General features: G+C 52.8%; 10 protein-coding genes. All 10 read left to right on the forward strand.

Going from position 1 to position 14,665, the window contains the following annotated elements:
• The first annotated feature begins 57 nt into the window (after positions 1–57).
• The 10 genes from PV407_RS03275 (at position 58) to PV407_RS03320 (ending at position 14,661) form a co-directional block, all read left to right on the forward strand.
• Positions 58–1,965 carry a hypothetical protein gene (locus tag PV407_RS03275; RefSeq protein ID WP_332088434.1) on the forward strand — a complete coding sequence of 636 codons (1,908 nt, stop codon included), beginning with the start codon at positions 58–60 and terminating at the stop codon, positions 1,963–1,965.
• 101 nt (positions 1,966–2,066) lie between these two features.
• A complete protein-coding gene (locus PV407_RS03280) occupies positions 2,067–3,422 on the forward strand; it encodes a hypothetical protein (protein ID WP_332088435.1) in 1,356 nt (451 codons plus the stop codon).
• Positions 3,423–3,610: 188 nt separating this feature from the next.
• Positions 3,611–4,930 (forward strand): ABC transporter substrate-binding protein, encoded by a 1,320-nt coding sequence (locus PV407_RS03285; RefSeq protein ID WP_332088436.1) that lies wholly within the window; start codon positions 3,611–3,613, stop codon positions 4,928–4,930.
• A gap of 163 nt (positions 4,931–5,093) precedes the next feature.
• A complete protein-coding gene (locus tag PV407_RS03290; RefSeq protein WP_332088437.1) occupies positions 5,094–7,259 on the forward strand; it encodes a hypothetical protein in 2,166 nt (721 codons plus the stop codon).
• 348 nt (positions 7,260–7,607) lie between these two features.
• Positions 7,608–9,656, forward strand: a complete 2,049-nt coding sequence (locus PV407_RS03295; RefSeq protein WP_332088438.1) for a helix-turn-helix transcriptional regulator — start codon at positions 7,608–7,610, stop codon at positions 9,654–9,656.
• Between the two features lie 210 nt (positions 9,657–9,866).
• Complete coding sequence (locus PV407_RS03300) at positions 9,867–11,225, forward strand: cytochrome P450 (RefSeq protein ID WP_332088439.1); 1,359 nt, start codon at positions 9,867–9,869, stop codon at positions 11,223–11,225.
• Positions 11,226–11,247: 22 nt separating this feature from the next.
• Positions 11,248–12,408 carry a cytochrome P450 gene (locus tag PV407_RS03305; RefSeq protein WP_332088440.1) on the forward strand — a complete coding sequence of 387 codons (1,161 nt, stop codon included), beginning with the start codon at positions 11,248–11,250 and terminating at the stop codon, positions 12,406–12,408.
• A 215-nt stretch (positions 12,409–12,623) separates the two neighbouring features.
• Positions 12,624–13,019 carry a MerR family transcriptional regulator gene (locus PV407_RS03310; protein ID WP_332088441.1) on the forward strand — a complete coding sequence of 132 codons (396 nt, stop codon included), beginning with the start codon at positions 12,624–12,626 and terminating at the stop codon, positions 13,017–13,019.
• 56 nt (positions 13,020–13,075) lie between these two features.
• Positions 13,076–13,684, forward strand: a complete 609-nt coding sequence (locus PV407_RS03315) for an NADPH-dependent F420 reductase (RefSeq protein WP_332088442.1) — start codon at positions 13,076–13,078, stop codon at positions 13,682–13,684.
• Positions 13,685–14,067: 383 nt separating this feature from the next.
• Positions 14,068–14,661 (forward strand): TetR/AcrR family transcriptional regulator, encoded by a 594-nt coding sequence (locus PV407_RS03320; RefSeq protein WP_332088443.1) that lies wholly within the window; start codon positions 14,068–14,070, stop codon positions 14,659–14,661.
• The last annotated feature ends 4 nt before the right edge of the window (positions 14,662–14,665 follow it).

The raw sequence follows: 14,665 nt of genomic DNA on the forward strand, positions 1-14,665 counted from the left end.
ACGATCTGTACACTCGCTTCATGTATTTGACCCACTAAAACGATGGGAGAGTGTGAAATGATTAATCGAATCGATACCGGAGAAAAAGCGCATGCGGACGAGCGGGAACGGTTGGAGCGTTCGGGACAAACGCCGGCCGACTCGAAGATGCTCAGCCGCCGCAAGCTTCTAGCCTCGATGGGCATGGCCGGTGTGGCGATGGCGGTAGCGGGCTATTCGCTGGAGGCAGCGAGCGAGCAGGTTCAGCCCGCACGGCCGGCACAGCCGGGCACGGTTCCATTTTTAAACGATTGGAATGAAACTGTAATCAGAAAAGTGAATTCGATAGCTGAACTAATTCAGCAATCCGGCATGCTCGATGGGCAACTATTCGAAGTGATTTCATACCACGATGGAAGGAACATGGGCGGCGGCCTTTTTATGTGGTCGGAATCTTTAAGTAAATCGATGCATGACGGCGGCTACTTTATCGATCCGACCATTGCCGTTCCTGATTTGGCGACATTCCATACTTACTATGCCGCCAAAAATTCGGCGGGCGGCGTGTGGGTTCGTTTGAACGATGAGTCGGACATTGCGGCCGAAAATTTCGGGCTTATCGATGATGGCGCAATGGTATGGAACTGCGCCGCCATCATGAAGGCTCAAAATCGCGCAGCCATCGTTTCAAACGGTTTGGCAACTCCAAAACCTGTGACATTGCCGAGCGGTCTGTTTCTCACAACAGATCCTATCGAGATCGCTGTTGTCAATTCGCGTGCGATTCCTCTTATCGGAAAAGGGCGTTTTAATACGGAGCTGCGTAAGACTACCAACAATCCGATCTCGAGTAAGTACCCTGTCAGCGGAATTGATACAGTCGTTTTCGTCCATCCTACAACGGCAATGGGTGCGGCCGGGATATTCGGAGAGCATACGGAAGGGATGACGCTATCACGAACGGCTGCGCTCCAAAAAACGGGCTACGGATATTATGCCAAGGGCTCGCCGATCGGAACCCGCAGAAATATAGCTTGCATCGGACACGAACAGGGATATTGGCAGGATGATTGCTGGATGAGCCAAGTCAACCAAATCTATGCCGTATCCTGTAAAAAAGGAATTGCCATACGAGGCGGAACATCCGTTACGGGTGCAAACATCTATGCTGACAGATGCGAGCAAGTAGCCATTGATTTGCGCGGACTTACTTACAGCAATCTTACCGTGCATGCCGATGGTTGCGGTACGGACACAACGTCTAACACCGGGTATCCCGCATTTCATTTGCAGTTTGTAAAAGGTTGTACGATTACGGCATCTACGGAACGACATCGCGGTACGGAGTTCTATATTCAGTATTGCGACGGTTTGGTTGTGAACGGAGGTCGCAGTTTAAATGCCGTGGCTGTCAGCGCTCCTACACCGAAAATTTTTATTCAAGATGCCGTCGTGCAATTCAACGGCTATTCTTGGCGTTACGCTCTCGATACTTTAACAGCCGTTGAAAAAGCGCTCTATCCATTTTTACAAGAAGTTGGGATAAACAGTGCGTGGAGTTTTAATGAATGTCAGGGAAACGCACAGTGGAACAATTTCCCTGCGCAAGCTGCCGATACGGCGTACATAGGCAGTTATACAAAATCGCGATATTCGGAAGATAGCGGACTTGTCAAAGCAACCGTACTTCATAATAGCGGAGCTTGGAAAAAATTATGTTATGTCGCCGATACGACACACATCCGAGTGTTAAGCTGCATTTGCCCTGTATCACCGCGTTATTACGATTTCACCGCGATTATTCGGATGGCCGCCCTATCTACCGATTCCGCCAACCCGACGACTTTGCCGGCACAGCAGTATACGAATGACGTTGCCGACAATGGACAGCCGTTACAGGCTTATATTGGAACGGACGGATGGTTGTACATAAAACCTTCGGCTGGCGGCGCGAACTATGACTTCAGATATGTTATAGCCAAGTAGGAAATCAATCATTGCCGAAACGATTTGCTTTTATGGATCGGGCTTTTCATGAAAGGAAGGCCGAAGCCGTTTGGACATGATAACTGCAAGGAGGCAGCACGGTGAAATCTGTAGTCGAAATTGGCACGAGAGTTGAAATGTTCGTGGACGAATGGCTGACCGAAGAGAAACGGGGAGTATCTCTGATGCTCCATCCTCCAAGAAGGGAGGAGATCGTGCTTTCATTCGATCGGCCATGGGAAGGAACGGGAAGCGGTTACGCAACGGTCATTCAAGAGCGGGATCGAATACGCTTGTATTACCGGGGAATCGGGTCAAGCACCGGAAATGCCGATCACAGTCAGGTTACCTGTTATGCGGAAAGTAACGACGGGATTCATTTTGTGAAACCGGAACTGGGGCTATTCGAATATGAAGGAAGTACGGCCAACAATATCGTTTGGAGAGGGCCGTTCTCTCATAACTTCTCCCCGTTTCTGGACCGCTCTCCCCATACTTCTCCCGAGCTGCGATACAAGGCGGTGGCCGGAATCGACGAATTGGCTGCGTTTGGCTCCGCCGACGGCATACGCTGGCGGAAATTGCGGGAAGCGCCGATTTTAACGGATGGAGACTTTGATTCGCTCAACACCGTTTTTTGGGATCCGAACGTCCAAGCCTACCGCTGCTATTCCCGGATTTTCCAGGATGCGGCTTATCGGGCCATTCTGATGTCCACCTCCACCGATTTCTACAACTGGGACAAGCAGCAGTTATTGCGATACGACGATTTGAAACCGATGCAGCAGTATTACACCAATTCGGCTATGCTTTGTCCGGAAGCGGAGCACCTCTATATGGCGTTTCCGATGCGGTTCGTGCCGGAACGCAAAAAGCTGGCGAATCATCCCGAGCCGGGCGTTAGCGACACCGTCATGTTGACAAGCCGGGACGGCTTGCATTGGGATCGTACGTTCATGGAAGCCTGGTGCCGCGCCGGACTGGATCCGCTCAATTGGTCGGATCGGAGCGGAATATTGGGCACCGGCTGCGTGCAGCTGAATCCCGATGAATTTTCCTTCTACATCCAGGAGCATTACCGACTGAACGATAGCCGCTTACGGCGATTGACCGTCCGTAAACACGGCTTTGGCTCCGTACATGCAGGATTCGAACAAGGGGAATGGGTATCGAGACCGTTTATTTTGGAAGGCAACGAGCTATCGGTCAACTATTCAACGTCGGCGGTCGGATATCTGCAATTCGAGCTGCAGGACGAGCGCGGCCGCCCTCTTGATGGTTTCCGGCTGGAGGACACGACACCCATGTACGGGGATGAGATCGCAGGAGTGGTGAAATGGGGGCCGGAAGCGGATATCGAATCATGGAGAAGGCGACCGGTACGGATCCGCATCCTGATGAAGGATGCGGACTTATTCGCCTTGAAATGGAACGATACGGCGAATAAAGGGGCATGACGCAAGCTCGACCACACGCAGTGTGCGTGTGGTCTCCGCCCCGTTATGTCCGCCGGCAGTGATCAGGTTGGAATATAGTTCTCGTTCATGAAAGCGCTTCATCGATTCGTCAATGAATGAAAATTTCCGAGTACGAAGAAGAGATTGAATCTACGATTGCTCCATCCATTATAGGGAGGTCATTTTCCATGAAAAAAAGGAGTATGGTTGCACTGCTTGGCTTCACAACGATCGCGCTGTCTGCATGCGGGGGAGGCGGCAAAGCGGACGGGACGCAGACTAGCGACGCAGGTAAAGCGGATGTGAAAAAAGATCCGATTACGCTGTCCGTCTTCGGACTCGGGGTGAAGGAGGAAGAATTCAATGACCGGTTTAAAGGCGTACTGGAGAAGAAGTTCCCGTACATTACGTTCAAATACGTTTCGCCGGATAAAGGCAATTCGTTGCCGGAGCTAGTCGCACGGGGGGAAATACCCGATCTGATCCGGACCGACGTGCCGAATTTGAAAAACAACTATTTGGACTTGAAGCTGGGCACGGATCTGAACGAATTGGTCAAAAAATATAAATACGATCTGACCCGGTTCAACGCGCCGTTCATTCAGGAGATGATCGACGCCGGGCAGACCGGCGCGCTGTACGGGCTGCCGTATCCGCCATACTTTCCGCTCGTGCTGACGTACAACAAGAGCTTGTTCGATAAGTTCGGCGTCTCTTATCCGAAAGACGGTATGAACTGGGACGACGTATACGAGATCGCGAAGAAGATGAGCAGAACGGAAGGTGCGAACGTATATCGGGGTTTCAGCGGCAATATTATGGCGATGCTGCGCGACAATACGTACGGATACCCGATTCTCGATCCGAACGCCGATCAGCTGTACGACATGGAGAAGTGGAAGCCGCTCTTTAACAACCTCAAGCGGTTCTACGATTTGCCGAATAACCCGATCGCGGCAACCCGTCCGGCAGAAATCAACGACGCCTTCAACAAAGGCAATGTCGCCATGCAGGCGAACCAGTACAGCCAATATGCGCCGATCCCGAAAGAAATCGATTGGGATATCGTGACGTATCCGACACTGAAGGATGTGCCGAAGAAGATGGCATGGAGAGGCCCAGCCTACTGGTCGATCTCTGCGACGAGCAAATATAAGGACGATGCGTTCCAAGTCATAATGGCGATGGTTTCCGACGAAGTGCAGCTTGCCGATTCGAAGAAAGGCATGCTTCCGGTCGTCACGAACAAGAGCATTCAGGATGCATATGGACAAGACCGGCCGGACTTGAGCAGCAAAAATATGAAGGCGCTGTTTTATTACCAGGAATGGGCTCCTTATTCGCCGAAGCGGAAGGCCGGTCTTTCCAACGTGGCGACGGCCGACCAGCAGAACTTGATGGCACAAGCATTCCACGACGTCGCCTCGAACAAGGTCGATGTCAATACGGGACTTCGGCAGCTCGACGAGAAGCTGAAGGCGGAGCTGGCGAAGGAGAAGAGTAAGTAAGGGGAAGGACTCGCTCCGACAATCCAACAGGAGGGGGAGGGAAACTCCGACTGAATATGCCCGATCGTAGTGCGCACCGGTTCGGGCGAGGTCCGAATGCCGGACAACGTTACACACCTATGAAACCGCATACATAATCCAATCGAAGCAGGAGGCGGCATAGATGATGGAATGGCGGGAAAAGGATGAAATAAAAGAAGATTTGGGTTTGGACGCCGGCGGCAAGCCGCCCTTGCTCACGAGAAGGGCGATGCTGTCGTCGCTGGGCCTGGCCGGGGCGGCTTTTGCCGCGGGCAGCGTGATCGGAGGAACAATAGGCACGTCATATGCGGCCGGGGGTCCGGTGATCGGGGAAGTATACGGCCGCAAAGGGCCGCCCGATTTTATGGCGGAGGATTCGCTCGAAAATTTTGTTTTACCGGAGCATTTCGATGATGATATTATTGCGGCCGCAAATTATGCGGCACAACATCATGCAATTTTATTAACAACAAACAAAGTATATTCGGTTACAGAAGAATTTTCAGTTCCGGCGAACTTGACATGGATTAGCTGCAATTCAACGATTAAACAAACCGGAGCAGCATCGAACAGTGCTACGGCTTCCGGCATTGCGCCGCAGTCTAACGTTAGAATATGGGGACACCTTACCATTGACATGGGAAACCCGACAGCCGGATGGGGTGAAAAATGTCATGTCCGCATAGACAGCTTCAACAATATTACGCCGAAGGTTCGAGGGTTTTTCTTCGATACGATCAAGTTGGTTGGGGGTCACTTTAATTGCAACGGTTTTGTTATGGCAGGCGGTGCTTCATTGGTGCGCGGCAAACGGATCGAATGCGATGACAGCGCCGTTATTGGCCGCGTTTTTATGGCTCATTGGGGTAACTTTACGCAGCACTATAACGACAATGGAGTTTATAGACATGTTGCCGGATGGCTGCCGACGACGCACCCGCATGACTGTATAATTGATGAGATCGTGACCGGTAATTTGACCTGCAATACAAAAGATTACTCGGCGATTGCCCTTGTATCCGCAGGGTATGACATAGAGATTAAGAATATCAACGGCAACATGCTGGATAGCACAATTAGCGGCAAAGCGCTGGTTTTGCTTACAGCCGGGGATTTGGCTTTTGCATATGCCTCGACTGCTGAAAGATCGCATGGCATGAGAGGTCTTTCCTTCGGAAAAATCAAAGGCACCACTTATGCTCTTGGCGTCGGTCTAATCCCGGAAGCTTTGTACCTGGGTCATGAGGATTTGACAAACGTACCGAGCCCGCCAGCTTATGAAGATTATTTGGCACATATATCGCTGGACGTTGAACATCTTGATGCGGTTGGCAAAATCGAAATCGGGGTAACGACCAATATTTTGATCAATGGCGCAAACGGACGCGGACGAACCCGCGTCAAATGTGCAAAAGGCCGTTACTTCTATAGCGCCTTGCATGTCCGGAACTTAAACGACAATTTGACGATTGATGAGCTTGAAGCCGTGGATTGCAAGATAAACCCGATCGTAATTGGCGGTACCGGCACCGATAACGGCAAGTTGCCTAAAAATACTGCAATCAAAAAACTGATTGTCAAGCGATATGGCGTTACGTCGTCAAATACGATATATCGTACGGCATTGCGGAATGAACTTGCGATCAACACCCAAATCGATCATATTATCGTCGATGAACACGGCAACGCTTTTTGCGTGGCCAGTACAGCAAATTCACCATACGGGCACACGTTTAAAGTCGGCTCTATTGTCGTAAACGATGCGAGCTATACGAAAACTTTTTTGATCAATAACACCAACCCCATTAATGACCCCGTACAGCTCGACCATTTTTACGAAGTAGCCGGCACTGTTACGAATGGAGTATCGGGCGGTGTTTCGGTTCGGGCAAATGGCCGTTTTAAAGAGTATTTTTCCGCTACGCTGAATACGGGACTGAAAGTGAATGCAGGAGATTTTATCTATAATCTTGGCGCTGGAGACGGTGCCGCCGTTAAGTATTTTGTGAAATCCGGCGGGGTTGTCGGCTCAACGGCTGTATTGCAGAAAGTCCAGTCAAAACCGACAACGCTAAGCTACACTTCAACCGCTCTTGCGGCTGGTGCAGTTATAAAAATCAGAAGCAATGCTACCATCGCAGGAATAACACCGGGAGATAAACTTGATGTTACGCTAGATCAACCATTGCAGGGCACGAGACTGTATGCTGAGGTCACGGCGGCGAATACGTTTGACGTTTTTCATGAAAATCCAACCGGCGCTAACGTGACAGTAGCTAGTGGAACGATGACAATTCGTATTAGTTAATGGACAAGGGAGCAAACGGTTAAGGAATCTCATGAAAGACATCGTCGATCTCATGTACGGCGATGTCTTTCGCATTTCGGAAGTACTTGCGTGACCAATTCCCCTTTGAAGTAAACGGAATCAATGAGAGCCGATAAGTATTCCTTCTACAGGATGTGATAAAATTTAAGTATGTCGTTTTAACAACAGCATCGTTAACTGGCAGTACAGGCGCCAAAGGCAGCCTCGCCTCGTGCAATGCGGCGACGAACAGGCGACAGGGCATTAGACACGCCAATATAAACCCGCTAAGGGGAATGAATGACGCATATAGAATCCACATAAAAAGGATCAAAGGGAGAGTTCGGAATGGGATTTGAGAATCATACGGTGGCCGAGCGCGAGAAACGGTTTGTCGTCGGAAGGGAGCGGGAGCTGCAGTATTTCAAGAAACTATGGGACGCCCCGGCAGATGGGAGGGCTCGAATCCTGCACGTATACGGGACGGGAGGGATGGGCAAGAGCACTTTCCTGAAGCTTTGCCAGGATGCCGCAGAGGGAGGAGGGGCCTCCTTCTTCCTCCTGGACAGCCGTGACTTCGTACATACGGAGGAAGGATTCTGCAACGCTTTGGAAACTTTGCTCATAGAGCGGGTCGATGATGGCGCTCCCCCCGTGACTATGCAGCAGGATGTGCGGACTAGATGCTTGAATCGCTTGACAAGATTGGCCGAGCATCGCCGGCTCGTGCTGGCCCTGGATACCTTCGAGGAATTTGCCGACATGGAGGCTTGGCTTTGCGACCGATTTATTCCGTGGCTTCCCGGTAACGCCATGATCTTGCTCGCAGGACGTCATTCGTTGAAAGGCGCCTGGATTCTCTCCCCTGCCTGGAGAGAGATGGTCCATCAGCTTCCTATTTCCAATCTGGGTAAAGAGGACAGCCGGGAATACGCCCGTTTATGCGGCATTCACGACGATCGCATCATCGAGTCCTTATGGAAGAGATCCCGAGGGCACCCGCTTACACTGTCGATGGCCGTAGCGACGCATTCCTACCCATATGCCTCTGCCGTACCGGCAGCCTCGGTCAGGTTGGAGGAAATCGCGTCATTATGGCTTAGGGAAGTGCCGGACGAGGAGCTCAGGACGGTGGTGGAGGCCGCATCCGTTCTCCGCCGGTTCGATCAGGAGGTGCTCTCCTTCGTCATGGAACAGGAGCTTTCCTTACAGGGATTTGAAAAACTCATCTCGTTATCCTTCGTTCGTCAATCCGTCAACGGATGGCAGGTGCACGACCTGGTGAGCGAGATTACAGGGAAGCAGCTGAAGGAGAGAGCTCCGATGCGTTACTACCGCTATAGGGAGCGGAGTGCCCATTATTATGCGCAGGTAGTCGTTACCTCCTCCAGACAACGTTCGGTCAGCTGGGAGATCGGGGAGCTGTTCCGCTATGCCGGGGTCAGGGTGGTCCGTGCATTAGCTTCGGACGCGGGCGCCAGCCCGTTATTTTGGGAGCCCGTTACCGAATCCACTCTGAAAGATGCAGCCGTTTACGTGGAATGGCGTCATGGGCAAAACGACGGGATATCCGGCTGGGAGACCGATCCGGATACCGGGGAGCAGTTTCGGATTGAGTACTCTGCGGATGCTCTCCGGCTTGGCGCAAGAGGGATCGATGTAAGAGAGTTGTTCGACTTGGAGCCGGATGCGCTTAAGCTTCTTCGGGACGGGAACGGAAACGTACACGCGCTGTCCGTCATCATCCCGATCCATCGCGGGACGTTGGGATGGTTGGAGAATGATCCGATCTGCCGCCCTTACTTGCAAACATTGACGACCGTCGAACGGAACGCGCTCGGGGTTCCGGGCGAACGTCCGTCGGGTTGGTTCCTTCGGGTGATGGATTTCCGGGATCTTATGGATTCGACGGCCCGGACCCAAGGACTTTATCTGATTTATTCCCATATGTGCATGGGAGGTCTCTTCGTATGCTCACCCTTTACAACCGACATTTCGAAGAAGATCTATCCCGCGCTTGGCTTCACCGTCGTGAATGGCGCTGAACATACGAATTACGACGGGCGTACGCCGACTTATACATATGTAATGGATACCCGGGGAAGCCAGCTCCGGGACTTTATCGGCGTGCTGTTTCGGAAAGCGGGGCTGGAATGGAAGGATCCCGCAGCCGATCAAAATGGTTTATCGACCAAAGCGAGGAAGCCGGAATTGTTGAATCCATTTACGCCGCGCGAACAGGAAGTAATCGAGCATGTTTTGTCGGGCTGCTCGAACTCCGAGGTCGCCCGTAAGCTGTTTCTTAGCGAAGTGACCGTGAAGAAGCATTTGAAATCGATATACGCCAAGTTCGGAGTCCGTACCCGAACCCAACTGATCAGCAAGCTGTTGTCATAGGGCGGAACATTTGTTGATTTCCGGCGAAAATCCGCTCGCTTGCGCCTATTCTCCTAACGAGGGAATAGGCTTTTTGTCGTGCTATCCTTTCGGATCCGAAAAGTATGCTTACGGGTAATATAGTTTTCATTTTCAAGCTGGCATACTTTCCATGTATTCCGCATTGCCGATCGGCAGTACGATATTGAACCGGAAAGGGAGGAATGATGCATGCTGCAAACCGAGCCGGCACCAGAAACGGCTTTGCCGAAGCCTGCATTGCTCGGAGGATCACTGAAAGCTTTCCGCGAGGATCCGCTTACTTTTATGAACGAGCTTCACCGCAAACACGGAGACTACGCGCGCTTCCGTTTGGGACCGAAGTCCTTCTACGCCATCTTTCATCCCGACATGCTGAAGGAAGCGATGGTCACCAAATCGGAGGATTTCTGCAAGGCCGGAGCATTCGACGAAATCAAGAGGTTGACGGGAGAGGGGCTGGTCTTGAGCGACGGGGAGCATCACGATCGACAACGCCGCATGATTCAGCCGAAGTTTACCCGGGGACACATTCAGCGTTATGCGGAACAGATGGGAGACAGCACCCGGAGCTTGTCGAAGGATTGGACCGACGGGCAGGAACGGGATCTGACGCGCGATCTGTTCCGAATCACCTTCGACATTATGACGAGGACGTTGTTCAGCTATGATTCCACGACGAGATTGGAGCAGATCGAGAAAGCCTTCGATTCGATAAATCGGATCGCCACCGAAAAGATCCGCGCCTTGATTCGGGTTCCGCTCTTGATCCCTACCAAGCAGAACCGGGAGTATACGGCTGCCCTCGGGACATTGAACGATATCGTATACGGTATCATCGAGGAACGCAGAGCCAGGAAGGGAGGCGAGCGACAAGACTTGTTGTCCGTCCTGATGGAGGCAGTGGACGAGTCCGATCAATCGGTGATGTCGGATCAGCAGATCCGGGACGAGGTGCTGACCATGTTTCTGGCCGGCCATGAGACGACGGCCTATACGCTGGCCTGGGCGTTCGACTTCATCATGCGCAGACCGGACGTAGAGGAGAAACTGGTCGATGAGTGGAGCCGGGTGTTGAACGGTGCGCTTCCGGCGGCTGAACATTACCCGAAGCTTATTTACACGCAGAATGTCATTTGGGAAACTCTCCGCATGCGTCCCGTGGGGTACATTACCGGCCGGACGGCCATACGGGATACCCGGTTGGGAAGCTTGGAGCTCCGACGCGGCGAGTCGTTGATGATCAGTCCGTATCCGCTTCATATGTCACCCCGATACTTCGCCGAGCCGGAGACATTCCGCCCGGAGCGGTTCGAAAACGACTTTGTTCGAACGCTGCCGCTTATGGCCTATTTCCCGTTCGGAGCGGGACCGAGGTCGTGTATCGGGAATCATTTTGCCATGCTGGAAATGGTCATTCTGCTTGCCGAGATCGGGCAGCATTACATACTTCGCCATACGCCGGGGCATCCGCCCGTCGTACCGGAGGCTCTGCTCACGCTGGCCCCCCAAGGAGGCATTCGGGTAACGGTGAAGCGAAGGCTTTCATAATAACGATAAGGAGAAAAAATCCATGTCAAAACCCATTAACCTGCAGCTGGACCCTTACCCGTGGTACGAGGAAATGTTGAAAGCCCCCGTCGCGTTTCATCCGCAATACGGGGCGTACCTGATTTTCCGTTTCGACGAGGTGAGGCGGGTATTCGGCGATCCGGATACTTTTTCCTCTGCCGTCTATGAAGGACTATCGGAGGAATTGGCGTTCGGCGACCAGATCCAGGGGATGGATCCGCCCCGACATACGCAGCTTAGGGCGCTCGCGACCCACGCGTTTACGCGCCGCTCTGTCGCCGAGCTGGAACCTCGGATCCAACAAATGGCACATGATTTGTTAGACCCGATCATGGACCGGGAGGAATTCGATTTTGTACGCAGCTTCGCCATTCCTCTCCCGATTGCGGTGATTGCCGACATGCTCGGCGTGCCGAAAGAGGATAACGACACCTTCAAGGAGTGGTCCGATCTGATTACCGTGATGTCGGAGCGGCTGTTGACCGGGATGCCGGACGACCCGGACCACGTTGCGGCAATGCGTGACATGAGAGCCTACTTCCAGCGGCTGCTGGAGGAGCGTCGGCTGAATCCTCGGGAGGATCTGGTCTCCAAGCTCGCCGCGGCGGAGGTGGACGGGCGCCGGTTGACGCCGCTGGAGGCCAGCAATTTTTGCCTGCTTCTCCTGGTTGCGGGGAATGAAACGACCACGAACCTGCTCGTCAATGCGGTCCGCACGTTCACGGAGCATCCGGAGCAGTGGGAGCTATTGCGGAGCAACCCCGATCTGATCCCGAGAGCGGTAGAAGAGGTGATGCGCTACCGGACTTCCGTACAGCTGATGTACCGTACGGTAAAGAAGGAGGTAGAGCTGGGCGGCGCGCAGATGAAGCCTGGCGACAGAGTCGTTCTGTTCATGGGGGCGGCGAACCGTGATCCCGAGAAGTATGACCGTCCCCATGTGTTCGATATTACGAGAACTCCCAGCCCTCATCTTACTTTCGGACACGGCATTCATCAATGTCTCGGAGCCCCGCTGGCCCGCATGGAGGTAGCTGCCGCGCTGCAAGCCATGTCGACCCGGATCTCGAAGCTGCATATCCCGGACGAGGCTGAACTTGTTCCACTGAGCAATTTCAATATGCTGGGACTGCAGAAGCTGCCGCTCAAGCTTGCCAGATGACTTTGCCGAGGGGATTGAAATGATCGGGTTCGCTATGGCGAAATAGCTAAAGTTTTCCGAGTTTTTCAAGTAAAATGATAGTTGATGCAAAAACTGTGGTTGCTTTAAGAAATACATTCCTCGCCAAAATTGGGGTTTCAACATTTTCGCTTCGCGGGGGTTGACCTGGAGTCGCCTCCAGCATGTAGAATGCGGAATGAAAGGAGGCTCGCTCGTTGTATACGATCGGTCAAGTTGTAGAGATGACGGGATTCGGACACGATACGCTCAGGTATTACGAGAAAATCGGGCTGCTCAAGCCGCAGCGCAAACGGTCGGGCGGCCCGCGCGCGTATAGCGACGACGATCTCCGATTGCTGTCCGGACTGAAATGTTTGAAACGGTTGGGATTGTCATTGGAAGAAATCAAGTCGTACACAAGCACGAATCGCTGCGTGACCGAACGCTCGTCAATGCGAGACGGAGACGAAGCCGTTCTCCGGGATCGAATCGGCTTGCTGACGGACCATTTGGCCCGAATGGAAACGCAGCGCCGCGAACTCGACGAGTTGATCGATCGGACGAAACACAACATTCGCCTGTACAACGAAATGTTGGACGGGACGCCGTAAACGTTTCGAATGTTCCAACGTCGAGCCTCCAAAACCTTTGCAGAGGAGATGCGAGAGTGAACATTGCCATGATCGGATCGGGACACATCGGCGGTACGTTGGGGAAAGCATGGGCGGCGAAAGGTCACCGGGTGACATTTGGCTCGCGGGAACCGCAAAGCGAACGGATGCGTTCGCTGCTCGAATCGATCGGCCCGAACGCCGCGGCGGCGTCCGTTAAGGAGGCGGCCGCGTTCGGCGAAATCGTCGTATTGGCCGTTCCCGGCACGGAAATCGAGCGCGTGCTGGAGGAGGCGGGAGACCTGCGAAGGAAAATAATCGTCAATGCGACGATTTTGTTCGACGGACGGTCGGCGGACGCGGAAGTACGCAGGCTCGCGAACGGCACCCGCGTTGTGCGGGCGTTCCATACGTCGACGTGGGAGGCGCTCGCGAACCCGCGGTTCGGCGCGTCGAACGCCACGCTCTTCATAAGCGGCGAGGATGAAGAAGCCAAGCTGGCCGTCCTCCGGCTGGGCGCAGAAGCAGGATTCGACATGATCGACGCGGGCGGCGCGGAAGCGATGGCCGAGATCGAAAAGGCGCTTTTTTCGTTCTGGACCGCGCTCTCGCCGCGGTTCGGCCGCGACTACGCGATTCGGGTGCTGCGAAGGGAAGAAGCATAGCCATATATTAAACCCGGGCAGCACGACAAAACGGACCGCCGGGATTGTCCGGATGCGGCGGACCCGTGGCAGGTGCGGTGTTGAATGTTTCCAAGCTTTCCCGAAGCTGACGGCTCTTTCCCGGAAGTTCCGTGACGGCAACCCCCCGGAAACCGCTCGAATACGCACGGGACGATAACAGCATATCGCGGCTTTTATAGGCGCCGGTTGGATGTTCGCAAGACGTCCTGCGGCGCTTTTTTTATGGGGATGGCTCGGCAACCGGACGTTTATGCTGGTGTCGAGTCGAGCGAAGTTTTTCTTCGTTTAAAGTGACAATACTGTCATATGACAATCTTGTCACATCACACGGTATATGTTATATATAGGGAAGAGGTGATCGTATGCCGAAAGAAACTTTCCATAATCTGAGCGAGCATAAAAAACGGAAAATTTTTGACGCAGCCGTGCTGGAGTTTTCGGTTCGACGTTTTAGTGAGGCATCCATTAATCAAATCGTGAAGACGGCCGGAATACCGCGGGGCAGTTTTTACCAGTACTTTGACGATAAAGAAGATATTTTTCAGTACATGTTTGAGGAGATTTTGAAGGAAAAGCGGGAGATTATGGGGCATACCCCATTGTCGAATCCGGATGCCGACGTTTTTGAAGCATGTATCCAAGCCGTCAGGGCGACATTCGAATGGAGTAAATTAAAACCGGAATACAGCCGAATAAGCCTCCTGATGGAAATCGATCACAGCGAATTTATTACCAGGCTCCGCACCGCTTCGGCACAAGGCATTAAGGAGATGATCGAACGGGATAAACAGCGCGGCCTTATTAAGCCCGATATAGATGCCGAGCTGGTTGTAGAGATGATCTATGCGCTTATTTTAAAGGAATATGTTTGGACCGGGTTGGACGAAGAGAAGTTTCTAAAAAAATTGGACGATATCGTGAAAATCATCAAGGAAGGCTTGGCTATCGATTCTTAGAAAG

Origin of the sequence: Paenibacillus sp. GYB003 (assembly GCF_036577625.1) — a bacterium.
In the GTDB taxonomy this organism is placed as follows: Bacteria; Bacillota; Bacilli; order Paenibacillales; family NBRC-103111; genus Paenibacillus_AB.

Coding starts and splice junctions, on each gene's coding strand:
- PV407_RS03275 (WP_332088434.1), top strand. CDS start 58: ATGATTAATCGAATCGATACCGGAGAAAAAGCGCATGCGGACGAGCGG.
- PV407_RS03285 (WP_332088436.1), top strand. CDS start 3,611: ATGAAAAAAAGGAGTATGGTTGCACTGCTTGGCTTCACAACGATCGCG.
- PV407_RS03290 (WP_332088437.1), top strand. CDS start 5,094: ATGATGGAATGGCGGGAAAAGGATGAAATAAAAGAAGATTTGGGTTTG.
- PV407_RS03295 (WP_332088438.1), top strand. CDS start 7,608: ATGGGATTTGAGAATCATACGGTGGCCGAGCGCGAGAAACGGTTTGTC.
- PV407_RS03300 (WP_332088439.1), top strand. CDS start 9,867: ATGCTGCAAACCGAGCCGGCACCAGAAACGGCTTTGCCGAAGCCTGCA.
- PV407_RS03305 (WP_332088440.1), top strand. CDS start 11,248: ATGTCAAAACCCATTAACCTGCAGCTGGACCCTTACCCGTGGTACGAG.
- PV407_RS03320 (WP_332088443.1), top strand. CDS start 14,068: ATGCCGAAAGAAACTTTCCATAATCTGAGCGAGCATAAAAAACGGAAA.